The sequence below is a fragment of the Streptomyces sp. NPDC031064 genome, assembly GCF_055570965.1.
Window position 1 is genome coordinate 121,856 of the sequence record NZ_JBVIGF010000011.1, and the last position, 26,095, is coordinate 147,950.

13 protein-coding genes are annotated in these 26,095 nt (G+C 73.0%); 10 read left to right on the forward strand and 3 right to left on the reverse strand.

Features of this window, described 5'->3' with window-relative positions:
• Nucleotides 1-17 precede the first annotated feature (17 nt).
• The gene (locus tag ACZ46W_RS32460; protein ID WP_468345444.1) at nt 18-12,782 is read right to left on the reverse strand and encodes an SDR family NAD(P)-dependent oxidoreductase; all 12,765 of its coding nucleotides are present in this window, start codon (nt 12,780-12,782) and stop codon (nt 18-20) included.
• 69 nt (nt 12,783-12,851) lie between these two features.
• Nucleotides 12,852-14,057 carry a cytochrome P450 gene (locus ACZ46W_RS32465; RefSeq protein WP_468345446.1) on the reverse strand — a complete coding sequence of 402 codons (1,206 nt, stop codon included), beginning with the start codon at nt 14,055-14,057 and terminating at the stop codon, nt 12,852-12,854.
• A gap of 220 nt (nt 14,058-14,277) precedes the next feature.
• Here ACZ46W_RS32465 and ACZ46W_RS32470 point away from each other — a divergent pair, with 220 nt between their 5' ends.
• The 10 genes from ACZ46W_RS32470 to ACZ46W_RS32515 all read left to right on the forward strand — a co-directional run bounded on the left by ACZ46W_RS32470 (nt 14,278) and on the right by ACZ46W_RS32515 (nt 24,382).
• Nucleotides 14,278-15,498, forward strand: a complete 1,221-nt coding sequence (locus ACZ46W_RS32470) for a macrolide family glycosyltransferase (protein WP_468345448.1) — start codon at nt 14,278-14,280, stop codon at nt 15,496-15,498.
• Nucleotides 15,499-15,751: 253 nt separating this feature from the next.
• The gene (locus ACZ46W_RS32475) at nt 15,752-17,011 is read left to right on the forward strand and encodes a cytochrome P450 (protein ID WP_468345450.1); all 1,260 of its coding nucleotides are present in this window, start codon (nt 15,752-15,754) and stop codon (nt 17,009-17,011) included.
• Nucleotides 17,012-17,020: 9 nt separating this feature from the next.
• Complete coding sequence (locus ACZ46W_RS32480; protein ID WP_468345452.1) at nt 17,021-17,476, forward strand: sugar 3,4-ketoisomerase; 456 nt, start codon at nt 17,021-17,023, stop codon at nt 17,474-17,476.
• Nucleotides 17,473-18,624 (forward strand): DegT/DnrJ/EryC1/StrS family aminotransferase, encoded by a 1,152-nt coding sequence (locus ACZ46W_RS32485; protein ID WP_468345454.1) that lies wholly within the window; start codon nt 17,473-17,475, stop codon nt 18,622-18,624. The genes ACZ46W_RS32480 and ACZ46W_RS32485 overlap by 4 nt, the downstream gene beginning before the upstream one ends.
• Before the next feature lie 44 nt (nt 18,625-18,668).
• Nucleotides 18,669-19,562, forward strand: coding sequence for a glucose-1-phosphate thymidylyltransferase RfbA (rfbA, locus tag ACZ46W_RS32490; RefSeq protein ID WP_468345611.1), 894 nt, complete (start codon nt 18,669-18,671; stop codon nt 19,560-19,562).
• 33 nt (nt 19,563-19,595) lie between these two features.
• On the forward strand, nt 19,596-20,588 hold the full coding sequence (gene rfbB / locus ACZ46W_RS32495; protein WP_468345456.1) for a dTDP-glucose 4,6-dehydratase: 993 nt from the start codon (nt 19,596-19,598) through the stop codon (nt 20,586-20,588).
• Nucleotides 20,575-21,174, forward strand: a complete 600-nt coding sequence (locus ACZ46W_RS32500) for a dTDP-4-dehydrorhamnose 3,5-epimerase family protein (protein WP_468345458.1) — start codon at nt 20,575-20,577, stop codon at nt 21,172-21,174. Before rfbB ends, ACZ46W_RS32500 begins: the two co-directional genes overlap by 14 nt.
• A gap of 7 nt (nt 21,175-21,181) precedes the next feature.
• Entirely contained in the window at nt 21,182-21,967 is a 786-nt protein-coding gene (locus ACZ46W_RS32505) for a thioesterase II family protein (RefSeq protein ID WP_468345460.1), read from the forward strand.
• Complete coding sequence (locus ACZ46W_RS32510; RefSeq protein ID WP_468345462.1) at nt 21,957-23,411, forward strand: NDP-hexose 2,3-dehydratase family protein; 1,455 nt, start codon at nt 21,957-21,959, stop codon at nt 23,409-23,411. The genes ACZ46W_RS32505 and ACZ46W_RS32510 overlap by 11 nt, the downstream gene beginning before the upstream one ends.
• Nucleotides 23,411-24,382: a Gfo/Idh/MocA family protein gene (locus ACZ46W_RS32515; RefSeq protein WP_468345464.1), complete on the forward strand. Its 972-nt coding sequence runs from the start codon at nt 23,411-23,413 to the stop codon at nt 24,380-24,382. The genes ACZ46W_RS32510 and ACZ46W_RS32515 overlap by 1 nt, the downstream gene beginning before the upstream one ends.
• Here the strand turns inward: ACZ46W_RS32515 and abc-f are convergent.
• Nucleotides 24,372-26,006 (reverse strand): ribosomal protection-like ABC-F family protein, encoded by a 1,635-nt coding sequence (abc-f, locus tag ACZ46W_RS32520; protein WP_468345466.1) that lies wholly within the window; start codon nt 26,004-26,006, stop codon nt 24,372-24,374. The genes ACZ46W_RS32515 and abc-f overlap by 11 nt on opposite strands.
• Nucleotides 26,007-26,095 lie beyond the last annotated feature (89 nt).

The following is a 26,095-nucleotide window of genomic DNA, read 5'->3' on the forward strand; positions in this document are numbered from 1 at the left end:
CCCGGTGTCCGCGTCCGTCACAACTGCTCCTCGATGAAGGCGAAAAGGTCGTCGTCGTCTGCCGAGTCGAACCGCTCGTCGAACCGCTCGTCGAGCCCGGCCGGGATGCGTTCCGCCGGGCCCACGGCGGCGAGCAGCGCCGTCAGCCTGCGGTGCACGGCGTCGCGGCGGGCGTCGTCGGCCAGCGCGGCGAGCGCGTCCTCCAGGGCGTCGATGCCGTCGAGCACGGCCTGTACGGCGGCCTCGGGGTCCGCCGTCCCGGCGCCCAGTTCGGCGCCCACGTGGTCGGCGAGGGCCTGCGGCGTGGGGTGGTCGAAGACGACGGCGGCGGACAGGCGCAGTCCGGTGGCCGCGTTGAGCCGGTTGCGCAGCTCGACCGCGGTGAGCGAGTCGAAGCCGGCCTCCCGGAAGGGGCGGGTGGCCTCGACCGCGTCGGGTCCGCTGTGGCCGAGGACGTGGGCGACCTCGGTCCGTACGAGCGTGAGCAGTTCACGGCCACGGGCCGGGCCCTCCAGCGCGGCCAGCCGGTCGCGCAGGCCCGTGCCCGTGTCCTGGGGCGGCGTGGTCTCGGCGGCGGCGCGCGGGGCCGCGGCCGGTGCGGCCGGCGCCAGCGGGCGGAGCAGGGCGGGTACCGCCTCGACGCCGCGTGCGGAGCGCTCACGGCCGAGCGCGGCCGTGTCGAGCCGCAGCGGTACGAGCAGAGGGTCGGTGCCCTGTCCGGCGACGGCCCGGTCGAACAGCGCCAGGCCCTGCTCGTTGCTCATGGGGGCGATGCCGGAGCGCCGCATCCGGCGCAGGTCCGTCTCGGAGAGGTGGCCGGTCATGCCGGTCGCCTCGCCCCACAGGCCCCAGGCCAGCGACAGCGCGGGCAGGCCGAGGGCGCGGCGGTGCGCGGCGAGCGCGTCCACGTAGGTGTTGGCGGCGGCGTAGTTGGCCTGGCCGGGGCGGCCGAGCAGCCCGGCGGCGCCGGAGAACAGCACGAACGCGGACAGGTCCGCCTCGCGGGTCAGCTCGTGCAGGTTCCAGGCCGCGTCGGCCTTGGGCCGCAGCACGGCGGCCAGGCGCTCGGCGTCCAGGGCGGTCAGCGCCCCGTCGTCGAGTACGCCGGCCGCGTGGACGACGGCCGACAGCCGGTGCCCGGCGAGCAGTTCGGCGAGCGCGTCGCGGTCGGCGGTGTCGCAGGCGGCCAGCACCACGTGGGCGCCCGCCTCCTCCAGGTCGCGTACGAGTGTGCCGGCGCCGGGCGCGGCGGGGCCGCTGCGGCTGACGAGCAGCAGGTCGCGGACCCCGTGCGCGGCGACCAGGTGGCGGGCGACCAGCCCGCCGAGGGTGCCGGTGGCCCCGGTGACCAGGACGGTGCCGTCGCCGAAGTGGCCGCCGCGGTCGGTGCGGGCGCCGTCGGTGCGGGCGCCACCGTCGGTGCGGGCGCCACCGTCGGTGCGGGCGCCACCGTCGGTGCGGCGGGCGAGCGCGGGGGTGCGCAGTTCGCCGTGGCGCACCGCCAACTGCGGCTCGCCCGTGTCGAGGGCGGCGGGCAGGGCGGCGAAGGAGACCGCGTCGGCGTCGGCGTCGACCAGGACGAAGCGGCCGGGGTGCTCGCTCTGGGCGGACCGCACCAGGCCCCACACGGCGGCGCCGTCGAGACCCTCGACGCCCTCGCCCGGCCCGGCGTCGACGGCGGCCTCGGTCACCAGCGCCAGCCGCGCACCGGCGAACCGCTCGTCGGCAAGCCACTCTCGCATCAGGGTCAGCACCCGTGCGGTGGTCCGGCGGACCCGCTCGGGCGCCGGTGCGGTGGACGGCGCCCGCGCCGGTTCCCCCGTTCCCGGCGCCGGTTCCTGGACGAGGGCGATGACGACGTCCGGTACGGGAGCACCGGCGTCGACGGCGTCGCCCAGGGCGGCGAGGTCGGGGTGACGGTCCCAGTCGGTGCCGGGTACGGGACGGCCGATGACGGCGATGCGCTCGGTCGGGGCGCAGTCCTCGGAGTCGTGGCGCGTCCACTCGACCCGGTACAGCGGCAGGGCGGTGTTCGGCGCGCCGAGCAGGGTGTCGAGCCCGGTGCGGGACAGGGGCCGCATGAGGAGGGCGTCGAGGCTCAGCACCTCGTTGCCGGCCGGGTCGGCGGCCCGGAGGGAGAACGCGTCGTCGCCCGTGCGGGCGAGCCGGACGCGCAGTGTCGTCGCGCCGGAGGCGTGGAGCGTGATGCCCTGCCAGGCGAACGGCAGCAGCACCGACTCGTCGGGCACGTCGAGCAGGCCACCGGCCAGCCACGGCTGGAGTGCCGCGTCCAGGAGCGCCGGGTGGATGCCGTAGGAGGCGGCACCGGGCCGGGCCGCCGCGGGCAGCCGTACGTCGGCGAACACCTCGCCGTCGCGCCGCCACACCGCCTCGACGCCGGCGAACGTGTGCCCGTACTCGTAGCCGAGTTCGGCGAACCTCGCGTACACCTCGTCCGCCGCGACGCGCTCCGCCTCGGCGGGCGGCCAGGCCGCGCCCGTGGCCCAGGGCGCCGGGGCGGCCGGGCGGCCCGAGCCGGCGGGTGCCAGCACGGCCGTGCAGTGGCGGACCCACTCGGCGGTCCCGGCGCGGTCCTCCCGGGCGTACAGGTCCAGGGTGCGCCGCCCGTCGGCGTCCGGTTCCCCTACGCGGACCTGGATCTGCACCCAGCCGCGCTCGGGCAGGGTGAGGGGCGCTTCGATGCCGAGTTCGTCGATTCCGGCGCACCCGGTGATCGATGCCGCGTGCAGGGCGAGTTCGACGAACGCGGTGCCGGGCAGCAGCGTACGGCCGGACAGGGCGTGGTCGGCGATCCACGGATGGGCGGAGAGCGAGACGCGCCCGGCCAGCACCGTCTCACCCGACGCGGCGAGCGGCAGCGCCCCGCCGAGCAGCGGGTGGTCCTCCCACACCATGCCGAAGCGGGCCGCCGCGGCGTCGCCGATCCCGGCGGGTGAGGTGGGCGCCCAGTAGTGGGAGCGCTGGAAGGCGTACGTGGGCAGATCGACGTGCCGGGCACCGGTACCGGTGAACAGCGCGGCCCAGTCGACGTCCACCCCGGCCACGAACAGCTCGGCCGCAGACGTCAGGAACCGCTCCAAGCTGCCGTCGTCGCGCTTGAGCGAGCCCACGGCAACGACATCGGCGGTCTCCTGGATGCCGATGGTGAGCACCGGGTGGGCGCTGGACTCCACGAAGGTGGTGAAGCCCTGGTCGAGAAGGGCACGGACGGTGTCCTCGAAACGGACGGTCTGACGGAGATTGCGGTACCAGTACGAGGCGCCGACAGCGGACGTGTCGATCAGGCCGCCGTCAACCGTCGAGAAGAACGGAATGGCGGCGCTTCGAGGCGTGATCGGGTCAAGGACGTCCAGCAGCTCCGCCTCGATCCGCTCCACATGCGCCGAGTGCGAGGCGTAGTCGACCGGCACCTGACGCGCCCGGATGTCCTCCGCCTGGCACAACGTGACGAACTCGACGATGGCGTCCGCGTCACCGGAAATGACCGTGGAGTTGGGGCCATTGACCGCCGCGATGTCCAGGCGGCCGGCCCACTCCGTGAGCCGGGACGCCACCTCGACGAGAGGAAGCGGGATCGACGCCATGCCCCCGAGCCCGGCCAGCTCACGCCCGATGACCTGCGCCCGCAGGGCCACGACCCTCGCCGCGTCCTCCAGCGAAAGGGCACCCGCCACAGCCGCCGCGGCGATCTCACCCTGCGAATGACCGATCACCGCATCGGGAACGACCCCCAACGACCGCCACAGTTCGGCAAGGGACACCATCACGGCCCAGGTCACCGGCTGGATCACATCCACCCGGTCCAGGGCGCCACCCTCACGGACCAGCTCCACCAGGTCGAAGTCCACGAACGGCGCCAACGCCCGCCCGCACTCCTCCAGCTTCGCCGCGAACACCGGGGACTCCACCAGCAACCGGGCACCCATACCCACCCACTGCGTCCCCTGGCCCGGGAACACCAGCACCGTCCGGCCCGCATCACCGGACGCGACACCGTGCACGGCGGACCGCTCCAGCCTGGCGAGCATCTCCTCCGTCCCGGAGGCCAGGACGACGGCACGGTGGTCGAACACCGAGCGCGACGCGGCGAGGGTGAAGCCGATGTCGAGCAGGTCGAGCCCGGGGGTGTGCTCGACGTGGGCGCTGAGCCTTTCGGCCTGCTTGTGCAGGGCGGCTCCGGACTTGCCGGACACGATGACCGGCACCACGGGCAGCCGCCGTTCGGGGGCGTCCGGTGCGGGCGTCGCCGGGGGCTCCTCCAGGATCACGTGCGCGTTGGTGCCGCTCACGCCGAAGGCCGAGACACCCGCGCGGCGCACACGGCCCACCTCGGGCCAGTCGCGGCGCTCGGTGAGCAGTTCCACCGAACCCGTCGACCAGTCGACACGGGACGACGGGGCATCGACGTGCAGTGTCTTGGGGAGCACCCCGTGCTCCATGGCCTTGACCATCTTGATGACACCGCCGACACCGGCCGCCGCCTGCGGGTGGCCGATGTTCGACTTCAGCGAGCCCAGCCACAACGGCTCCCCGGCCGTGCGCTGCCCGTAGGTGGCGAGCAGCGCCTGCGCCTCGATCGGATCGCCGAGCGTGGTGCCGGTGCCGTGCGCCTCGACCACGTCCACGTCGTCGACGCCGAGCCCGGCGTTGGCGAGGGCCTGGGCGATGACGCGTTCCTGCGAGGGCCCGTTCGGCGCCGTCAGGCCGTTGCTCGCACCGTCCTGGTTGACCGCGTCGCCACGGATGACGGCGAGGACCTTGTGGCCCCGGCGCCGTGCGTCGGAGAGCCGCTCCACCAGCACCATGCCCGCGCCCTCGGCCCAGCTCGTGCCGTCGGCGGAGTCGGCGAAGGCCTTGCTGCGGCCGTCGGCCGCCAGCCCGCGCTGCCGGGAGAACTCCACGAACAGCCCGGGCGCCGCCATGACCGTGACCCCGCCGGCGAGCGCCAGGTCGCACTCCCCCGCACGTACCGCCTGTGCGGCCAGGTGCAGGGCGACCAGCGACGACGAACACGCCGTGTCGACGGAGACGGAGGGGCCTTCCAGGCCCAGTACGTAGGAGATACGGCCGGAGACGACGCTCGCGGACTTGCCGGTGAGCAGGTAACCCTCGTGCTCCTCGGGGGCCTCGTGCAGCCGGGAGGCGTACTCCTGGTGGGTCAGCCCGGCGTAGACGCCGGTGCGGCTGCCCCGCAGGGTGAGGGGGTCGATGCCCGCCCGTTCCAGCGCCTCCCAGCTCGTCTCCAGCAGCAGCCGCTGCTGCGGGTCCATGACGACGGCCTCGCGCGGCGAGATCCCGAAGAACTCCGCGTCGAACTCGGCCGCCTCGTGCAGGAAGCCGCCCTGCCGTACGTAGGTGGTGCCGCGCCGGCCGGACTCGGGGTCGTCGTCGTAGATCTCGTCGAAGTCCCAGCCCCGGTCGGTGGGCGGTTCGCCGATGACGTCGCGCTCGGCGACCAGCAGGTCCCACAGCGCCTCGGGGGTGTCGGCACCGCCGGGGAAGCGGCACGCCATGCCGACGATCACGACCGGGTCGTCGGCGTCGGCGGAGCCCGCCTCGGCCACGGCCCGGACGGTGGCGGGTGCGGCGCCGGTGAGGCCGTCGCGGAGGAGGCCGTCGCGGACGAAGGCGGCGAGCGCGGCGGGGTTCGGGTGGTCGAAGACGACGGTCGCGGGGAGCTTGAGCCCCGTCGCGGCGTTGAGGCGGTTGCGCAGTTCGAGCGAGGTCAGCGAGTCGAAGCCGGCGTCCTTGAAGGCACGTTCGGGCCGCAGGGCGTCGGTGGTGGGGTGCCGCAGGACGGCGGCCGCCTCCGAGCGGACCAGCTCCAGGAGCACCCGGGTGCGCTCGGCCTCGGGCAGCGACTCGACGCGGTCGCGCAGCTCGCTGCTCCCGGACGTCGACACCGCCCGCTGCCCGGCCTCCAGCGCCCGCCTGGCCTCCGGAACCGTGTCGAAGAGCGAGACGGTGCGCAGGGCGGCCGTGCGCGGCGCGAACTGCGCCCAGTCGACGTCCACCACCGTGACGCACGTGTCGTCCCGGTCCAGGGCCCGGCGTAGCGCCTCGATGCCGTCGTCGGGCTCCATCGCGCCGATGCCGCGCCGGCCGAGGCTCTCCTCGCCCGCGCCCTCGGCCATGCCGCCGCCGCCCCACAGCCCCCAGGCCACGGAGGTGGCGGGCAGGCCCTCGGCACGGCGCTGTTCCGCGAGGACGTCCAGCGAGGCGTTCGCGGCCGCGTAGGCGGCCTGGCCGCCGTTGCCCCAGGTGCCGGTGACGGACGAGAAGAGCACGAACGCGTCCAGGTCCAGGCCACGGGTCAGCTCGTCGAGGTGCCGTGCGGCGTCGGCCTTGGGGGCGCGTACGGTGGCGAAGGAGCCGGCGTCCAGGGTGCCGAGGAGGCCGTCGGCGAGAACGCCGGCGGTGTGGAACACGGCGGTCGGCGGATGTGCCTCGACGAGGGCGGCCAGCGCGTCCCGGTCGGAGACGTCACAGGCCACGAGGGTGACCTCGGCGCCGGACCGGCGCAGTTCGTCGGCGAGTTCCCGCGCGCCGGGCGCCTGGGTACCTCGGCGGCTCGTCAGCACGACGTGCTCGGCCCCGTTGTCCACGAGCCAGCGGGCGACGTGGGCGCCGAGGGCGCCGGTGCCGCCGGTGACCAGGACGGTGCCGCGCGGGGTGTAGGTGCGCCGGGCCCGGCCGCCGTCGGCGCGCACGACCCTCCGGCCGTACGTCCCCGACGCCCGCACCGCGACCTGGTCCTCGGTACCCGCGAGGGTCGCCACGAGCCGGTCGAGGGCGGCGGCGTCGGCCTCGGCGGGCAGGTCGACCGACCCGCCCCACAGGGAGGGCAGTTCCAGCGCGGCGACCCGGCCGAACGCCCAGAGCTGGGCGCCGGTGTCCTCGGGCACCTCCCCCGGCGCGACGGCCACGGCACCTCGGGTGACGGACCACAGCCGCGCCTCGCCCCCGGCGTCGGCCACCGCCTGCACCAGGGCGAGCGAGGACGTGAGCGCCTGGGGCCCGGACGCCAGGCCGAGGAGCGACAGGATGCCCTCCCACGTCCCGCCCGTGAGGTGCGCGGCGAACTCCTCGCGCCGTACGGAGGCGGGGTCGACGGTCAGGACGTCCGCCCCGGCGCCGTGGCGGTCGAGGGCTGCCTCCACGTCGTGCGTGGCCACCCCCTCGGGGGCGACGACCAGCCAGCGGCCGGTGAGCACGAGCCCGTCGGCCCGGCCCAGGTTCTTCCACGTGACGCGGTAACGCCAGGAGTCGACGGACGCGGCGTCACCGGGAGCGGAGGCGGGTGCGGGGGCGGAGGGCTCCAGCCAGTAGTGGGAGCGCTGGAAGGCGTACGTGGGCAGATCGACGTGCCGGGCACCGGTACCGGTGAACAGCGCGGCCCAGTCGACGTCCACCCCGGCCACGAACAGCTCGGCCGCAGACGTCAGGAACCGCTCCAGGCCCCCGTCGTCGCGCTTGAGCGAGCCCACGGCAACCACATCGGCGGTCTCCTGGATGCCGATGGTCAGCACCGGATGGGCGCTGGACTCCACGAACGTGGTGAAGCCCTGGTCGAGAAGGGCACGGACGGTGTCCTCGAAACGGACGGTCTGACGGAGGTTGCGGTACCAGTACGAGGCGCCGACAGTCGACGTGTCGATCAGGCAACCGTCGACCGTCGAGTAGAACGGAATGGCGGCACTTCGGGGAGCGATGGGAGCCAGGACCTCAAGCAGCTCCGCCTCGATCCGCTCCACATGCGCGGAGTGGGAGGCGTAGTCGACGGGCACCTGACGGGCCCGGATGTCCTCCGCCTGGCACGCGGCGACGAACTCCACGATCGCCTCCGCGTCACCGGAGATGACCGTGGACTTCGGGCCGTTGACGGCAGCGATGTCCAAGCGGCCGGCCCACTGCGTGAGACGCGCTTCCACCTCCGTACGCGGCAGGGGGATCGACGCCATACCGCCCAGCCCGGCCAGCTCACGCCCGATGACCTGAGCACGCAGGGCGACGACCCGGGCCGCGTCCTCCAGCGAAAGGGCACCCGCCACAGCCGCCGCGGCGATCTCACCCTGCGAGTGACCGATCACCGCATCGGGAACGACACCCAACGACCGCCACAACTCCGCGAGCGACACCATCACCGCCCACGTCACCGGCTGGATCACGTCCACCCGGTCCAGCGCCCCGCCCTCGCGCACGAGCTCGACCAGGTCGAAGTCGACGAACGGCGCCAAAGCCCGCCCGCACTCCTCCAACCGAGCCGCGAACACCGGAGACTCCCCCAGCAACCGGGCACCCATGCCCACCCACTGCGTCCCCTGACCCGGGAACACCAGCACCGTCCGACCAGCACCACCGGACGCGACGCCATCCACCTCGACGTCCCCCACGAACACCTTCCGGTGCTCGAACACCGAACGCCCGGCCACCAGGCTGAACCCCACGTCCAGCGTCCGCAGACCCGGAGCCGCCTCCATGTGCGTCCGCAGCCGGGCCGTCTGTGCCCGCAGAGCGGCATCGGAACGACCGGAAACGACCAACGGAACGACCGGAAGCACCAGATCCCCGGCCGGGGCGTCCTCGACCGCCGGCGCCTGTTCCAGGATCACGTGCGCGTTGGTGCCGCTCACGCCGAACGACGACACCGCCGCCCGCCTGGGCCGGCCCGTTTCGGGCCAGTCCCGGCGCTCCGTGAGCAGCGACACGGCACCCGCGTCCCAGTCGACACGGGACGACGGGGCGTCGACGTGCAGGGTCTGCGGGAGCACGCCGTGCTCCATGGCCTTGACCATCTTGATGACACCGCCGACACCGGCCGCCGCCTGCGCGTGCCCGATGTTCGACTTCAGGGAACCCAGCCACAGCGGCCGCTCGGCGTCGCGCCCCTTGCCGTACGTGGCGAGCAGCGCCTGCGCCTCGATCGGGTCACCGAGCCGGGTGCCGGTGCCGTGCGCCTCGACCGCGTCCACGTCTGCCGGGGCGAGCCCGGCGCTGCTGAGCGCGGATCGGATGACCCGCTGCTGGGAGGGGCCGTTGGGGGCGGTCAGGCCGTTGCTCGCGCCGTCCTGGTTGACGGCCGAGCCGCGCAGCACGGCGAGGACCTTGTGGCCCCGGCGACGTGCGTCGGACAGCCGCTCCACCAGGAGCACGCCGACGCCCTCCGCCCAACTGGTGCCGTCGGCACCGTCCGCGAACGCCTTGCTGCGGCCGTCGGTCGCCAGTCCGCGCTGCCGCGAGAACTCCACGAACATGCCGGGGCTCGCCATCACGGCCGCCCCGCCGGCGAGCGCGAGGTCGCACTCGCCCGCGCGCAGCGACTGGGCGGCCAGGTGCAGGGCGACCAGCGACGAAGAGCAGGCCGTGTCGATCGTGACCGCCGGGCCCTCGATGCCCAGGGTGTAGGCGATGCGCCCGGACATGACGCTGGCGGTCTGGCCGGTGAGCAGGTAGCCCTCGGAACCCTGGGCGTGCTCGTACAGGCGCGGGCCGTACTCCTGGGTCATCGCGCCGACGAAGACACCGGCCTGTGCGCCGTGCAGGGTACGCGGGTCGATGCCGGCCCGCTCCAGCGCCTCCCAACTGGTCTCCAGCAGCAGCCGCTGCTGCGGGTCCATGGCGAGCGCCTCGCGCGGCGAGATGCCGAAGAACTCGGCGTCGAACTCGGCCGCGTCGTGCAGGAAGCCGCCTTCGCGGACGTAGGTGCGGCCCGGGGCGTCCGGGTCCTCGTCGTACAGCCCGTCGATGTCCCAGCCCCGGTCTGCCGGGAACGGCGAGACCGCGTCCGTGCCGGACGACACCAGCTCCCACAGCGCCTCGGGCGAGTCCACCCCGCCGGGGAAGCGGCACGCCATGCCGACGATCGCCACGGCGTCGTCCTCGTCGGCCGCCGAGGCGACGGGAGCGGCGGCCGGAGCGGCGGCAGGCTGCGCCAGGGCGCCCGTGTCCTCCTGGGCGAGGTCGAGGACGAGGCGCACGACGGCGCGCGGCGTCGGGCAGTCGTAGATGAGCGTGGTCGGCACCGGGAGCCCGGTGGCCGCCCGCAGCCGGTTGCGCAGCTCGACGCCCGTGACCGACTCGTATCCCAGGGACTTGAAGGTGGCGTCCACGTCCACGCTGGCGGCCGTCAGGCCCACGAGCGCGGCGGTGTGCTGCCGTACGAGATCGAGGACGTGGCCCTCGTCGCGCAGCTCGGCGCTCACGGTCGGCGCCGTGGCCGCGCTCGGCGTGTCCGTGACGGTGTCGAGCCAGTAGTGGGAGCGCTGGAAGGCGTACGTGGGCAGGTCCACGTGCCGGGCACCGGTGCCCTCGAACAGCGCGGCCCAGTCGACGTTCACCCCGGCCACGAACAGCTCGGCCGCCGAGGTCAGGAACCGCTCCAGGCCCCCGTCGTCGCGCTTGAGCGAGCCCACGGCAACGACATCGGCGGTCTCCTGGATGCCGATGGTCAGCACCGGGTGGGCGCTGGACTCCACGAAGGTGGTGAAGCCCTGGTCGAGCAGGGCACGGACGGTGTCCTCGAAACGGACGGTCTGACGCAGGTTCCGGTACCAGTACGAGGCGCCGACAGTCGACGTGTCGATCAGGCAACCGTCGACCGTCGAGTAGAACGGAACCTCCGAAGCCCGGGGGGTGATCGGGGCGAGAACTTCGAGCAGCTCCGCCTCGATCCGCTCCACGTGCGCGGAGTGCGAGGCGTAGTCGACGGGGACCTGGCGGGCCCGGATGTCCTCCGCCTGGCACGCGGCGACGAACTCCACGATCGCCTCCGCGTCACCGGAGATGACCGTGGACTTCGGGCCGTTGACGGCAGCGATGTCCAAGCGCCCGGCCCACTCCGTGAGCCGCGCCTCCACCTCCGTACGCGGCAGCGGAATCGACGCCATACCGCCCAGCCCGGCCAGCTCACGCCCAATGACCTGAGCACGCAGGGCGACGACCCGGGCCGCGTCCTCCAGCGAAAGGGCACCCGCCACAGCCGCCGCGGCGATCTCACCCTGCGAATGACCGATCACCGCATCGGGAACGACACCCAACGACCGCCACAACTCCGCGAGCGACACCATCACCGCCCACGTCACCGGCTGAATCACATCCACCCGATCCAGCGCACCGCCCTCGCGCACCAGCTCCACCAGGTCGAAGTCCACGAACGGCGCCAACGCCCGCCCGCACTCCTTCAACCGAGCCGCGAACACCGGCGACTCCGCCAGCAACCGGGCACCCATACCCACCCACTGCGTCCCCTGACCCGGGAACACCAGCACCGTCCGACCAGCACCACCGGACGCGACGCCATCCACCTCGACGTCCCCCACGAACACCTTCCGGTGCTCGAACACCGAACGCCCCGCCGCCAGACTGAACCCCACATCCAGCAACCCCGGCCCACGCAGCGCACGCACCCGCTCAGCCTGCTCACGCAACGCCGCCGACGACTTCGCCGACACCACCAACGGAACCACCGGCAGCACCACGTCCCCCGCCGGGACGTCCTCCACCGCCGGCGCCTGCTCGACCACCACGTGTGCGTTCGTGCCGCCCATGCCGAACGACGAGACGCCGGCGGCGCGCCGGCGGCCCTCGGGTTCGGTCCACGGGGTGAGCTGCGTCTGGACCTTCAGGTTCAGCTCGTCGAGCGGTATGCCGGGGTGGGCCGAGCGGTGGTTCAGGGTCGGCGGCAGTTCCCCTTCCCGTACGGAGAGCACGGTCTTCAGCAGGCCGACGATGCCCGCCGCCGCTTCGAGGTGACCGACGTTGGTCTTGGCGGAGCCCACGCTGAGGGGCGGGGTGCCGGGGGTGCGGCGGGTGGCGAGGGCGGCGCCGAGGGCGGCGGCTTCGACGGGGTCGCCGGCGCGCGTGCCGGTGCCGTGGAGTTCGACGTACCCGATGTGGTCGGGCGTCAGGCCGGCGGCTTCGTGCGCCTGGCGCAGCACGGCTTCCTGGGCGTCGCGGTCCGGGGTGGTGAGGCTGGGGCCGCCGCCGTCGTTGTTGACGGCGGAGCCCTTGATGACGGCGTGCACGCGGTCGCCGTCGGCGAGGGCGCGGCGCAGTGGTTTGAGGACGACGACGGCGCCGCCCTCGCCGCGGACGTATCCGTTGGCGCGGGCGTCGAAGGTGTAGCAGCGGCCGTCGGGCGAGAGGGCGCCCATGCGGTCCATGACGATGGTGCTGTCGTCGCTGAGGATCAGGTTGACGCCGGCGGCGAGGGCCAGGTCGCTCTCGCCGCGCCGCAGGCTTTCGCAGGCGAGGTGGACGGCGACGAGGGAGGACGACTGGGCGCTGTCGACGGCGATGCTGGGGCCGCGCAGCCCGAGGTGGTGGGAGAGCCGGTTGGCGGTCATGGCCCGGTGGCGGCCGGCGGCGGTGTGGCCGTCGGGCTCGGTGGAGGTGGCGCCGGTGAGGGCGGCCCAGTCGTCGGAGGCGACGCCGACGAAGACACCGGTGCGGGTGCCGGCCAGCCGGGCGGGGACGATGGCGGCGTGTTCGAGGGCCTCCCAGCCGAGTTCGAGGACGAGGCGCTGCTGGGGGTCGGTGGCGGCGGCCTGCCGGCCGGTCATGCCGAAGAATTCGGCGTCGAACGAGCCGTGGTCGGTGAGGGCTGCCCTCCAGTGCCCGTTGTCCTGCCGGGAAACGGTGTTCCGGCCCTGGCGCAGGAGTTGCCAGAATTCCTCGACCGTGGCGGCTCCGGGGAGTCGGCACGACATTCCGACGACGGCGATGTCATTGTCGGAACCGATGCCATTGCCGTTGTCGATCATGGAATCTCCATTACCAAGAGAACGAGCGGGAAGACAGAAGGGAAAGCGCGCCGGCGGCGGCTCAGTGATTCACCACTCCACGGGGAGTTCGACGAGTCCGCGGACGAGCATCTCGCCGTGCCAGGTGAGTTTCTCCTCCGGTACGGCGAGGCGCAGTCCGGGCAGTCTGCTCGTCAGTGCCTCGAGCGAGCACTGGAGTTCCGCTCGAGCGAGTGGTGCGCCGAGGCAGAAATGCGGTCCCTGGCCGAAGGCCATGTGCGGGTTGCTGGGACGGTCGAGCACGACCTCGTCCGCGCGCTCGAATACGGTCTCGTCGCGGTTGGCGGAGGCGAGTGAATAGACCACCGCCTCTCCGGCGCGGATGGTGACGCCGCCGATTTCGATGTCCTCGGTGGCGACCCGGCTGGGCCCGGTGCTGGCCCACAGGGGCACGAACCGCAGGAGTTCCTCCACCGCGGCGGGTATGAGCTCGGGCCGGGCGACGAGCAGTTCGTAGCGGCTGCGGTCCGACAGGAGGATGGCGACATGGCCGGCGAGCTGGTGGGCGGTGGTCTCGTGGCCGCCCACGAGCAGGCCGCCGGTGAGCATCAGCAGTTCGTTCTCGGTGAGGGTCTCGCCGTCGTCGTGTGCCTGGACGAGGGCGCTGAGCAGGTCGTCCTCCGGGTGCTCGCGGCGCATGGCGACGTAGCCCCGCAGGTAGTCGGCGAACTCCTCGCAGGCCTGGGCGACCTGCTCCTCGGTGTAGCGGGTGGCGGACATCAGGGCTTCGGTGAAGTCCCGGAAGATGTGCTGGTCGGCCTGGGGGATGCCGAGCATTTCGCAGATGACGGCGGTCGGCAGGGGCAGGGCGAGCCGGTCGACGAGGTCGGCGGGACCGCCGTGGGCGACGAGTCCGTCGATCAGGCCGTGGGTGATCTCGGCGATGCGGGGGCGCAGGTCGGCGACGCGGCGGGCGGTGAAGGCGCGGGACACCATGCGGCGCAGCCGGGCGTGGGCCTCGGGCGGCATGCCCATGAGGCCGACGGAGTCGAGCGCCCGGGGGGCGGCGCGCGGCACGTCCCAGTCGGCGGCGGCGTGCATGCTCAGGCGGGGGTCGGTGGACGCCTTCTTCACGTCGGCGTGCCGGGTGAGGAGCCAGGCCTGGCCGCCGTAGGGCATGGTGACGCGCACGACGGGCTCGTGGGCGCGCAGGGCGGCGTATTCGGGGTCGAGCCCGAAGTCGATCCGGTCGCTGAACGGGAAGGTGCGCGGTTCCTCACCATGGGGGCAGGGCATGGCTGAATCTCCTCTGTGCGCGGACCTTGCCAGCCAACACGAGGAGCGGGGATGCCGCCCCGAAATTTCCGGTGAGTGTGTCAAGTCGCGGCAGTGCCTGGGAATTGGGTGCGCGACGCGGCCGCGGAGACTATGTCAGGTCGCCCCTTGCGCCGACCTGTGGATGGCTCGTAATTTCCGTTTGTCCGCCCCGAAAAGCTCGCCCCGAAAGGCTGCCTCGATGGCGCATATCGCCTTCTTCATTCTTCCCGCGGCAGGGCATGTGAATCCGACGCTGTCCGTGGCGCGGGAGCTCGTCGCGCGCGGGCACCGGGTGACCTACGCGCTGTCGGAGAATTATGCCGAGCGGGTGCTCGCGACGGGTGCGGAACTGCTTCCGTATCCGCTGGACGAGGACCGGTTCCTGGCCACCATGGTGCCGCAGCAGGATTCCGACGCGTACACGGACCAGGACGAGTTCGTGAACATGATGAAGTGGATGCTCGATCTCACCGAGCAGACGCTGCCGGCATTCGAGCGGCACTTCGACGAGCACCGCCCGGACGTGTTCGTGTGCGACCCGTCGTCGTTCTGGAGCGGGCACATCCTGGGGGCGAAGTGGGACATCCCGGTCATCCGTTCGACTCCGACGTACGTCGCCAACGAGCACTGGTCGCTGCACCCGCCGGTCGACCCGGCCGAGGAGCAGGCCGAGGACCCGGAGACGGGGGCGCTGTTCGGGCGCATCTCCGAGCTGATGGCGGCGCAGGGCGTGGACAAGAGCATCGGCGACTTCGCGGCCGAGGTGCACTCGGGCCCGGCGCTGGTGTACCTGCCGAAGGCGTTCCAGTACGCGGGGGACACGTTCGGCGAGGAGGTCAACTTCGTCGGGCCGTGCACGAGCGCGAACAGCTTCCACGGTGACTGGGAGGCGCCGGCGAGCGGCCGTCCCCTGGTGCTGATCACCCTGGGCACGCTCTACAACAAGCAGCCGGAGTTCTTCCGCGCCTGTGTCGAGGCGTTCGCGGACGTCGAGTGGGACGTGGTGATCGCACACGCGGGCGGTGTCGCCGAGGGCGAGCTCGGTGAGGTCCCGCCGCACATCCAGGTGCACAGGTTCGTCCCGCAGGGCGCGGTGCTGCCGCATGCCGCGCTGATGATCAACCACGGTGGTACGAGCACGGTCCTCCAGTGCGTCTCCGAGAACGTGCCGGTGATCTGCGTGCCGCAGATGGCGGAGCTGCACGCCACCGCCAACCGGGCGGTGGAGCTGGGCGTGGGCGCCAAGATCCTGCGCAAGGACATCTCGCCCGAGCTGATCCGCGAGACCGCCCTGTCGGTCGTCGCCGACGACGCGATCCGGGCCGGTGTGGCGCGACTGCGCCGCGAGATCGAGGCCGCGGGCGGCCCGGTGGCCGCCGCCGACGCGGTCGAAGCCCTCCTCACCCCCGTCGCCCCGTAACACGGCAGGCCCCCCGCGCCCGTCACACTCCAGGGCCACGGGGCCTCTGGACCACTGGGCCACCCAGGCCCCCAGCCCCCCGGGCCCCCGGGCCCCCGGGCCCCCGGGGCGGTGACGGGGCTCGCGTACCGGGGCGTTGCGGCTCTGGTGTCGTGACGCCCCGTGGACCTCGCGCTGCTCGGCCCCGGCCGGCGAGGCAACACCCCGGCCCCACGCATCAGCCACCAGCCCTCCTGTCCCGAAGGAAGCCGAGATGACGACACAGACCGCCGAAGCCGCCGAGGCCGCCGCCGAGGCCGTCCAGGACGAGACGCCACCGCCGCACCCGCTGGCGCAGCCCGACGGCGCCGGTGCCCGGGAGCTGCTGGAGTGGTTCGCCCGGGCGCGCGCGGAGGCTCCGGTGTTCTACGACTCGACGCGGTTCGCCTGGCAGGTGTTCCGCTACGAGGACTACCTCACCGTCTCCACCAACCCCCAGCTCTTCTCCTCCGACTTCTCGCCGGTCTTCCCGGTGCCGGAGGAGCTGAAGCTGCTGATGGGGCCGGGCACCTTCGGCGGGATCGACCCGCCCCGGCACGGCCCGCTGCGCAAGCTGGTCAGCCAGGCGTTCACGCCGCGCCGGATGCAGAAGCTGGAGCCGCGCATCGAGGAGATCACCCGCGACCTGCTGGACGCCCTGGGCGACCGGACCGAGATCGACGTCGTCAAGGACCTGGCGTACCCGCTGCCGGTGACGATGATCGCCGAGCTGCTCGGGGTGCCGGCCGAGGACCAGGACCTGTTCCGCGAGTGGGTCGACGTGATCCTCAACAACGAGGGCATGGAGTACCCGAACCTCCCCGACGACTTCGCGGAGACGATGGGCCCGGCCATCAAGGAGTGGGCGGCCTACCTGTACGCGAAGATCGCCGAGAAGCGTGAGAAGCCGGCCGACGACCTGATGAGCGGCCTGATCGAGTCGGAGGTGGAGGGCCGCAGGCTCACCGACGAGGAGATCGTCAACATCGTCGCGCTGCTGCTGACGGCGGGCCACATCTCCAGCGCCACCCTGCTGAGCAACCTCTTCCTCGTGCTGGACGAGAACCCGCAGGCCCTCGCGGACCTGCGGGCGGACCGTTCGCTCATCCCCGGCGCGATCGAGGAGACGCTGCGCTACCGCAGCCCGTTCAACAACATCTTCCGGCTGGTCAAGGAGGACACGGAGATCCTCGGCCACCCCATGAAGGCCGGCCAGATGGTCATCGCCTGGAGCCAGTCGGCCAACCGCGACGCCGAGCAGTTCCCCGACCCGGACGTCTTCGACATCCGGCGCGAGGCGAACAAGCACATGGCGTTCGGCCACGGCATCCACCACTGCCTCGGCGCGTTCCTGGCCCGGATGGAGGCGAAGGTCTTCCTGAACCTGGCCCTGGACCGTTTCGCGTCGTACGAGATCCACCACGACAAGGTGGAGTTCTACGAGGCCGACCAGCTCACGGCCCGCCACCTGCCCGTGCGCGTCGTGCGTAGCTGAAGGACTGTCATGTCAACAGCGACTACCGCCGGGACGACCGCGACGGCCGTGGGCCGGATCAAGCCCTGCCGCCTGATCGATCTGGAACAGCACAAGGACGAGCGGGGCAGCCTGTCCGTCGTCGAGTCGGAGTGGACCGCCGGGTTCAAGATCGAGCGCGTCTACTACCTGCACGACCTCGACGTCGGCTCCTCGCGCGGCGCGCACGCCCACCGCGAGCTGGAGCAGCTCATCATCGCCGTGCACGGCAGCTTCACGCTGACGATCGACGACGGCCGGACGCGTCAGGCGATCCGGCTGGACCGTCCGGGCACCGGGCTGTACGTGGGGCCGATGGTCTGGCGGAACCTGAGCGACTTCTCGGCCGGCGCGGTCGGGCTCGTCCTGGCGTCCTGCCACTACGACGAGAGCGACTACTACCGGGACTACGACTCGTTCCTGCGTGACGCGGAGGGCCTGCTGTGAGCACCGCCACGGCCCCCCACGCCGCCCCCCACGCCGCCCGCCGCGTCGCGTTCCACGACCTGCGCGACCTGCACGCGGCGGACGAGGTGCGCCACGACGTCGAGGCCGCGCTGCTGCGGGTCGCCGCCTCCGGCCGCTACCTGCTGGGGCCCGAACTCGAAGCGTTCGAGGCGGCGTTCGCCGCCTACTGCGGCGCCTCGCACTGCGTGGGCACCGGCACCGGGCTGGCCGCCCTGGAGCTGACGCTGCGGGCGCTCGGGGTCGGCCCGGGCGACGAGGTCGTGGTGCCCGGCCACACGTTCATCGCGACGTGGCTGGCCGTATCCGCGGTCGGCGCCCGGCCCGTGCCGGTGGAACCGGCCCCCGGGACGTTCCTGATCGACCCGGACCGGATCGACGCGGCCTGCACTCCGCGCACCAAGGCGATCATGCCGGTGCACACCTACGGCCACCCGGTCGACCTGGACGCCGTCACGGAGGTCGCCGCCCGGCGGGGCCTGTACGTCGTGGAGGACGCGGCGCAGGCGCACGGCGCCCGCTACCGGGGCCGGAGGATCGGCTCGGGGTACGCGGCGGCGTTCAGCTTCTACCCGGGCAAGAACCTCGGGGCGCTCGGCGACGGCGGCGCCGTCGTCACCAACGACCCCGAACTCGCCGCCCGGATCAGGCTGCTGGGCAACTACGGCTCCCGCCGCAAGTACGAGCACGAGGAGCTGGGCACCAACTCCCGGCTCGCCGAGATGCAGGCCGCGGTCCTCGCCGTCAAGCTGCCGCTGCTCGACGCCTGGAACGCCCGCCGCGCGGCCATCGCCCGCCGCTACACCGAGGAGCTGGCCGGGCTGCCCGGCCTGACCCCGCCGGCCGTCGAGACGTGGGCGCGGCCGGTGTGGCACCAGTACGTGATCCGGACCGGCGAGCGGGACGCGCTCCAGCGGGCCCTCGCCGCCGCCGGGGTCGAGACCCTGGTGCACTACCCGGTCCCCGTGCACCGCTCCCCCGCGTACGCGGGCGCCCACGACGGGGCCCTGCCGCTGTGCGAGCGGCTGGCGGCGGAGGTCCTGAGCCTGCCGATGGGGCCGCAGTTGTCCGACGACGACGTGGCGAGTGTCATCGCCGCGGTCCGTGACGCTTTGGAGGCCACCCGATGAACCAGCCCACGCCCCTCGCGCCGGCCAGGCCCCCGGGGCGGCCGATGAAGGGCATCGTCCTGGCGGGCGGCAGCGGCACCCGGCTGCGTCCGCTGACGGGCACGCTGTCCAAGCAGATCCTGCCCGTCTACGACAAGCCCATGATCTACTACCCGCTGTCGGTGCTGATGCTGGCGGGCATCCGGGACATCCAGCTCATCGCCGCCAAGGACCACCTGGAGATGTTCCGTTCCCTGCTGGGCGACGGTTCACGGCTCGGCATCAGCCTGGACTACGCCGAGCAGGAGGAGCCCCGCGGCATCGCGGAGGCGTTCCTGATCGGCGAGGAGCACATCGGCGACGGCCCGGTGACGCTGATCCTCGGCGACAACGTCTTCCACGGCCCCGGCTTCTCCACCCTCCTCGCCACGGCCATGGACCGGCTGGACGGCTGCGAGCTGTTCGGCTACCCGGTGCAGGACCCGCAGCGGTACGGGGTGGCCGAGATCGACGCGTCCGGCCGCCTGGTGTCGCTGGCGGAGAAGCCCCGCCGGCCCCGTTCCAACCTCGCCGTCACGGGCCTGTACATGTACGACAGCGACGTGGTGGAGATCGCCCGCGGCCTGAGCCCGTCGGCGCGCGGCGAGCTGGAGATCACCGACATCAACAACGCCTACCTGGCCCAGGGCCGGGCCAGGCTCAACGAGCTGGGCCGCGGCTTCGCCTGGCTGGACATGGGCACCCACGACTCGCTCCTCCAGGCCGGGCAGTACGTCCAGCTCCTGGAGCAGCGCCAGGGCGAGCGGATCGCGTGCGTGGAGGAGATCGCGCTGCGCATGGGGTTCATCACGCCCGACCAGGCGTACGCGCTCGGTGCCGAGCTCGGCTCGTCCAGCTACGGCCAGTACGTGATGGACATGGCCCGGCGCGCCCCGGCCCTCGCCTCCCCCGCAGCCTGACCACCTCCACTCTCGAAGAAGGGCCTCGTCACAATGCGCGTGCTGGTGACCGGAGGTGCGGGCTTCATCGGCTCCCACTTCGTCCGACAGTTGCTGACCGGTGCGTACCCCGACCTGGCCGGTGCCCGCACGGTGGTGCTGGACCAGCTCACCTACGCGGGCAACCGGGCCAACCTGGCGCCCGTGGCGCACGATCCACGGCTGGAGTTCGTGCACGGCGACATCTGCGACGCGCCGCTGGTGGCGCGCCTGAGCCGGGGCACGGACCTGGTCGTCCACTTCGCCGCCGAGTCGCACGTCGACCGTTCCATCGAGGACGCCTCCGCGTTCGTACGCACCAATGTGCTCGGTACGCAGACGCTGCTGCACGCGGCGGCGGCGGCCGGCGTGGACCGCTTCGTGCACGTGTCGACGGACGAGGTGTACGGGTCGATCGAGGAGGGTTCCTGGCCGGAGGACCACCCGCTGGAGCCGAACTCCCCGTACTCGGCGTCCAAGGCGTCCTCCGACCTGCTGGCGCTGGCCTTCCACCGCACCCACGGCCTGGACGTGCGGGTGACGCGCTGCTCCAACAACTACGGCCCCTACCAGTACCCGGAGAAGGTGATCCCGCTCTTCACCACGAACCTGATCGACGGGATACCGGTACCCCTGTACGGGGACGGCGGCAACAGCCGCGACTGGCTGCACGTGGACGACCACTGCCGGGGCATCGCGCTGGTCGCCGTCAAGGGCCGGGCCGGCGAGGTGTACAACATCGGCGGCGGGACCGAGCTGACCAACCGGGAGCTGACCGGGAAACTGCTGGAGCTGACCGGCCGGGACGCCGGCTGGGTACGGCCGGCGGCCGACCGTGCCGCCCACGACCGGCGCTACTCGGTGGACATCGGCAAGATCCGTGCCGAACTCGGCTACGAGCCGCTGGTCCCCTTCGAGGAGGGGCTCGCCGAGACCGTGCGGTGGTACCGCGACAACCGCGCGTGGTGGGAGCCGCTGAAGGCGGTGGGCGCCGATGCGCGTCGATGAGACGAACCTGCCCGGCACCTTCCGCGTGGTGCCCGACAAACTGGCCGACGAGCGGGGCCACTTCTACGAGGCCGCCAAGCACTCCGAGCTGACCGCGGCCACCGGCCTGGAGTTCACCGTCCGCCAGGTCAACAACTCCGTCTCCCGGCGGGGCACCCTGCGCGGCGTGCACTGCAACGACGTCCCCGGCGACGGCAGCAAGCTGGTGACGTGCGTGCGCGGCTCGATCCTGGACTTCATGGTCGACCTGCGGGTGGGCTCGCCGACGTTCGGCCGGTACGCCATGACCCGGCTGGACGCCTCCTCGGGCATCGCGCTGTACATGCCGGGCGGCGTCGGCCACGCGTTCCTGGCCCTGGAGGACGGGACCTGCGTCAACTACCTGCTGTCCGCCGAGTACGTACCCGGCGCGATGGTCGACGTCGACGCGTTCGACCCGGACCTGGCGCTGCCGTGGGAGCCGGCCGGGCCGGTGCTGCGCTCCCCGAAGGACGAGGCCGCACCGTCCCTCGCCGAGGCCCTCGCCTCGGGCCGTCTGCCCCGTTACGCCGCGGTGCCCGCCGATCCTCACCCCGCAAGGAGCTGAACCGACCGTGACCGCCTCCACCCAGACGCGCGCACCCGACACGGCCGAGGCCGAGGCAGCCGCCTGGCTGCGCCGGTACCGGCCCGACGACAGCGCCGCCGTCCGCCTGTTCTGCTTCCCGCACGCGGGTGGCTCGGCCACCGCGTACCTGCCCTTCGCCCGCCGGTTCGGCCCCTCGGTGGAGGTGGTGGCGGTGCAGTACCCGGGACGCCAGGACCGCCGCCACGAGCCGTTCCTGGAGTCCGTCGAGGAGCTGGTCGACGCGCTGGTGCCGGTGCTGCGCGAGTGGACCGGCCGGCCCTACGCGCTGTTCGGGCACAGCATGGGCGCCACCCTCGCCTACGAGACGGCCCGCCGGCTGGTCGCGGAGGGCACCGAGCCGCCGGCGCACCTGTTCGTCTCCGGCCGCCGCTCCCCGACCGTCCCGCGCCGCGACACGGTCCACCTCCTCGACGACGCCGGGCTGCTGGCCGAGGTCGCGCGGCTCCAGGGCACCGACGCCGGCCTGCTCCAGGACGAGGAGCTGCTGCGCATGGTCCTGCCGCCGCTGCGCAACGACTACCGGGTGGCCGGGCGCTACCGGCATCTGGCCGGGCCCGCGCTCACCGTCCCGCTGACCGTGATCACCGGCGACAGCGACCCGAACGTGCCGGTCGGCGACGCCCACGCCTGGCAGGCGGTCGCCCACGGCCCCACCGCGCTGCACGTCCTGCCCGGTGGCCACTTCTACCTCAACGACCAGCAGGACGCCGTGTGCCGCATCGTGGAGGAGGCGCTCGGCCATGCTCGTTGACACCGTCGCACCGGCCACCGGGACCGGGGCGCGGCCCGCGGCCGACCGCGTCGCGACCGCCCGCCGGCTGCTCGCCTCCGCCCGCACCCCCGACAGCACGGCGATGCCGCTGGACCGGGTCGTGCCCTGGCTCGCCGAACGCGCCCGCGTGGGACGCTTCCAGGTCCGTCCGGTGCCGTTCGCGGACCTGCGCGGCTGGTACTTCGACCGCGAGGACGGCAACCTGCGCCACGAGTCGGGCCGGTTCTTCTCCGTGGAGGGGCTGCACGTACGGACCGACCACACCGGCGGCGACGGCTGGCGCCAGCCGATCATCGTGCAGCCGGAGATCGGGCTGCTCGGCATCGTGGCCCGGGAGATCGACGGCGTACTGCACTTCCTGATGCAGGCCAAGATGGAGCCCGGCAACATCAACACGATGCAGCTCTCGCCCACCGTGCAGGCCACCCGCTCCAACTTCACCGGGGTGCACCGCGGGCGCCCGATACCGTACCTCGACCTGTTCCTGGACCGGGGCCGCTCCCGGGTGCTCGTGGACGTGCTTCAGTCCGAGCAGGCCGACTGGTTCCTGTCCAAGCGCAACCGCAACATGATCGTGGAGATCGACCCGGACGACGACATCGAGACCGGCGAGGACTTCCGGTGGCTCACCTTCGGCCAGCTCCGGGCCCTGCTGTCGCAGGACAACGTCGTGAACATGGACTCACGTTCGATCCTCGCCTGTCTGCCGACGGCGGGCGCGGAGCCCGGGCCGCTCGCCGGTGACGTGATGCGTTCCTTCTACGATCCGCACGCGCTGCCGCTGCACTCCCCCACCGAGTTCGGGAGCTGGTTCACCGGAGTGCGGGCGCTGCGCGAGCTGGTGCGGCGCAGGGTGCCGCTGGACGAGGTCGCCGCCGACGACTGGCGGCGCACGGACGAGGAGATCGCGCACGGCAGCGGCCGCCGCTTCCGGGTCATGGGCGCCGACATCACCGCCAGCAACCGGGAGGTCGCCTCCTGGTCCCAGCCGCTGATCCAGCCGCAGGTGCCCGGCCTGATGGCCCTGTTGGTCAAGCGGATCGGCGGCACCCTGCACGCCCTGGTCCAGGCGCGGGTCGACGTCGGGACGCTCAACGTCGCCGAGCTCGCGCCGACGGTGCACTGCCGTCCCGCCGACCACCTCGGGCCGGAGGCCGAGCCCGCACCTCCGTACTTCGCCGACGCGCTCGACGCGCCCGCCGGGCGGGTGCTGTACGACGCGATGCAGTCGGAGGAGGGAGGCCGCTTCTACCACGCGCAGAACCGGTACACCATCGTCCGCGTCCCCGACGGCTTCCCCGAGCAGACGCCCGAGGACTACATGTGGCTGACGCTGGCCCAGCTCACCGACCTCCTGGCGCACAGCAACTACGTCAACGTCGAGCTGCGCACGCTCCTGGTGTGCGCCCACACGCTGTACTGATGGACGTGCGCATCGGCGTCCTGGGCTGCGGTGACATCGCGGCGCGCCGCACCCTGCCCGCGCTGGCCCGCACTCCCGGACTGCGGCTCGCCTGCGTGGCCAGCCGCAGCCGGGAGCGGGCGGAGGACTTCGCGGCCCGCTTCGGCGGGGTGCCCCTCGGCTCGTACGAGGAGCTGCTGGCGCGCACCGACGTGGACGCGGTGTACGTGTGCCTGCCGACGCTGCTGCACGCCCACTGGGCCGAGAAGGCGCTGCGGGCGGGGCTGCACGTGCTGGTCGAGAAGCCGCTGGCGACGTGCGAGGACGACGCGCGGCGGCTGTTCGCGCTCGCCCGGGAACGGGGGCTGGTGCTGCGGGAGAACTTCATGTTCCTGCACCACGCCCGGCACCGGCGCGAGGCCCAACTGCTCGCGTCGGGCGTGCTGGGCCGGGTGCGGGCCCTTTCCGCCGCCTTCACCATCCCGCCCCGGCCCGACGGGGACAACCGCTACGACCCCGCCCTCGGCGGCGGGGCCCTGTTCGACAACGGCGTCTACCCGCTGCGCGCCGCCCTGCGGTTCCTCGGCACCGACCTGACCGTCGCCGGCGCCGTGCTGCGCACGGACGAGCGGTACGGCGTCGACGTGTCGGGAGCGGTCCTGCTCACGACGCCGGACGGGACGAGCGCGCAGCTCCGCTTCGGCATGGAGCACCACTACCGGTCGTGGTACGAGATCCAGGGCAGTGCGGGGACGCTCGCCACCGACCACGTCTTCACGACGGCTCCCGCGCACGAGCCGCTGCTGAGGCTGTCGGTGGGGCAGGACGGCTCGGAGATCCGTGTCGGGGCCGAGGACCACTTCGTCGCGGCCCTCGGCTCCTTCCGGGACGGTGTCCTGGGCGCCGATCTGCCCGTGCTGGAGCGGGAGTCCCTGGCCCAGGCGCGGCTCCTGGACGAGATCCGCGCCCGGGCCGTCACGGTCACGCGCTGACCGGGGCGCCTGCTTCCAGGTGCAGCCGGGAGCCCTCGAAGGCGCGGCGGATGCGGCGGTCGTGGGTGACGATCGCCACGGCGCCCGTGTACCCGTCGAGCGCCGCCTCCAGCTCCTCGACGAGCAGCGGCGAGAGGTGGTTCGTCGGTTCGTCGAGCAGCAGCAGGTCGGCGGGGCGGGTCACCAGGCGCGCCAGTTCGATGCGGCGGCGCTGCCCCACGGACAGCTCGCCCACGGGCAGGTGGAGCTGGTTCTCCCGGAACAGCCCGAGCGCCAGGAGCTGCTCGGCGTACTCGTCGGGGTGGCCGGGCCGCCCGGCGGCGAACTCGGCGAGTACGGTGCGCCGGGGGTGCTCCACGGTCTCGTCCTGGCGGAGGAACCCGATGCGCTCGGCGCGCCGGACGGTGCCCTCGTCGGGTGCCAGCTCGCCGGCGAGGACCCGCAGCAGGGTCGACTTCCCCGCCCCGTTGGGGCCGGTGACCAGCAGGCGCTCGCCGGGGGCGATGCGCAGCGCGTCCAGGTGCAGGCGGGTGCCGACGCGGACGCCGTGCAGTTCGGTGAGGGGCTCGCCCCCGGGTGCGGTGCCGGCCTCGATGGAGGCGGTGAAGCGCAGCGGCTCGGGGGGCCTCGGCACCGGGTTCTCGCGGAGCCTGCGCAGCCGTTCGTTGGCGTTGCGGGCCCGCCCGGAGGTGGCGGTGGACGAGGAGCGGGCCCGGTGGTGGCCGTTGCCGCTGAAGGCCCAGGGGCCCTTGCGGGAGATGGTGTCGAGCATGCGCCCGGCGTTCTCGGCGAGCTTCTCCTGGCGGGCGATCTCGGCGAGGTGGTCCTCGTACTCGCGCTCCCAGCGGGCCCGGGCGGCGGCCTTGGCGTCGAGGTAGCCCTGGTAGCCGTTGCCGTACCGGTTGACGGTGCGCCGGTCGGGGTCGACCTCCAGGATCGTCGAGGTCACCGCCTCCAGGAAGGCCCGGTCGTGGGTGATGACGACGACGGTGCCCCGGTGCTCGCGCAGCCGCTTCTCCAGCCAGTCCACGGCCGCGTCGTCCAGGTCGTTCGTCGGCTCGTCCAGCAGCAGCAGCTCCGGCGACGCGGCGAGGGTCGCGGCGAGCGCGAGCCGGGACAGTTCGCCGCCGGAGAGCGTGTCCAGCCGCCGGTCGCGGTCCAGGCCGGGCAGGCCCAGGCCGTGCAGCGAGGCGTCGGTGCGCGCGTCGGCCTGGTAGCCGCCGCGCTCCTCGAACTCGGCCAGCAGGTCACCGTACTCGCCGAGTTGCCCGGCGCCGGACGCGTCGGTGAGGGCGGCCTCCGCGGCCCGCATCCGCCGCTCCAGGTCCCGCAGGTCCGCGAACGCCCGGTCGAGCACGTCGCGCACGGTGCCGTCCGACGGCAGGTCGAGCCGCTGGGCGAGGTAGCCGGTGCCGCCGGGCGCGCGCACCGTCAGCTCGCCGTTGTCGGGCTTCTCCAGACCGGCGATGAGCCGCAGCAGTGTCGACTTGCCGGAGCCGTTGTCGCCGATCACCCCCGCCTTCTCCCCCGGCCGGACGGTGAAGGACACCCGTTCCAGGACCATGTGCTCGCCGTAGTGCTTGGTGACCTCGTCCAGGGCGAGCTGGGAGTGGGGGGTGGTCATGGAGCCTCCTGGATGTGGCACGGCACAGTCTGTGTACGCATCTGTGTACGCACCTTCACGTCGCCCGGCGGCGAAAGGCAAGTCCCGGC

Excerpts from the sequence above, each read along its gene's own strand:
- ACZ46W_RS32460 (WP_468345444.1), bottom strand. The coding sequence starts at position 12,782 with ATGATCGACAACGGCAATGGCATCGGTTCCGACAATGACATCGCCGTC.
- ACZ46W_RS32465 (WP_468345446.1), bottom strand. The coding sequence starts at position 14,057 with ATGCCCTGCCCCCATGGTGAGGAACCGCGCACCTTCCCGTTCAGCGAC.
- ACZ46W_RS32470 (WP_468345448.1), top strand. The coding sequence starts at position 14,278 with ATGGCGCATATCGCCTTCTTCATTCTTCCCGCGGCAGGGCATGTGAAT.
- ACZ46W_RS32475 (WP_468345450.1), top strand. The coding sequence starts at position 15,752 with ATGACGACACAGACCGCCGAAGCCGCCGAGGCCGCCGCCGAGGCCGTC.
- ACZ46W_RS32480 (WP_468345452.1), top strand. The coding sequence starts at position 17,021 with ATGTCAACAGCGACTACCGCCGGGACGACCGCGACGGCCGTGGGCCGG.
- rfbA (WP_468345611.1), top strand. The coding sequence starts at position 18,669 with ATGAAGGGCATCGTCCTGGCGGGCGGCAGCGGCACCCGGCTGCGTCCG.
- rfbB (WP_468345456.1), top strand. The coding sequence starts at position 19,596 with ATGCGCGTGCTGGTGACCGGAGGTGCGGGCTTCATCGGCTCCCACTTC.
- ACZ46W_RS32500 (WP_468345458.1), top strand. The coding sequence starts at position 20,575 with ATGCGCGTCGATGAGACGAACCTGCCCGGCACCTTCCGCGTGGTGCCC.
- ACZ46W_RS32510 (WP_468345462.1), top strand. The coding sequence starts at position 21,957 with ATGCTCGTTGACACCGTCGCACCGGCCACCGGGACCGGGGCGCGGCCC.
- ACZ46W_RS32515 (WP_468345464.1), top strand. The coding sequence starts at position 23,411 with ATGGACGTGCGCATCGGCGTCCTGGGCTGCGGTGACATCGCGGCGCGC.
- abc-f (WP_468345466.1), bottom strand. The coding sequence starts at position 26,006 with ATGACCACCCCCCACTCCCAGCTCGCCCTGGACGAGGTCACCAAGCAC.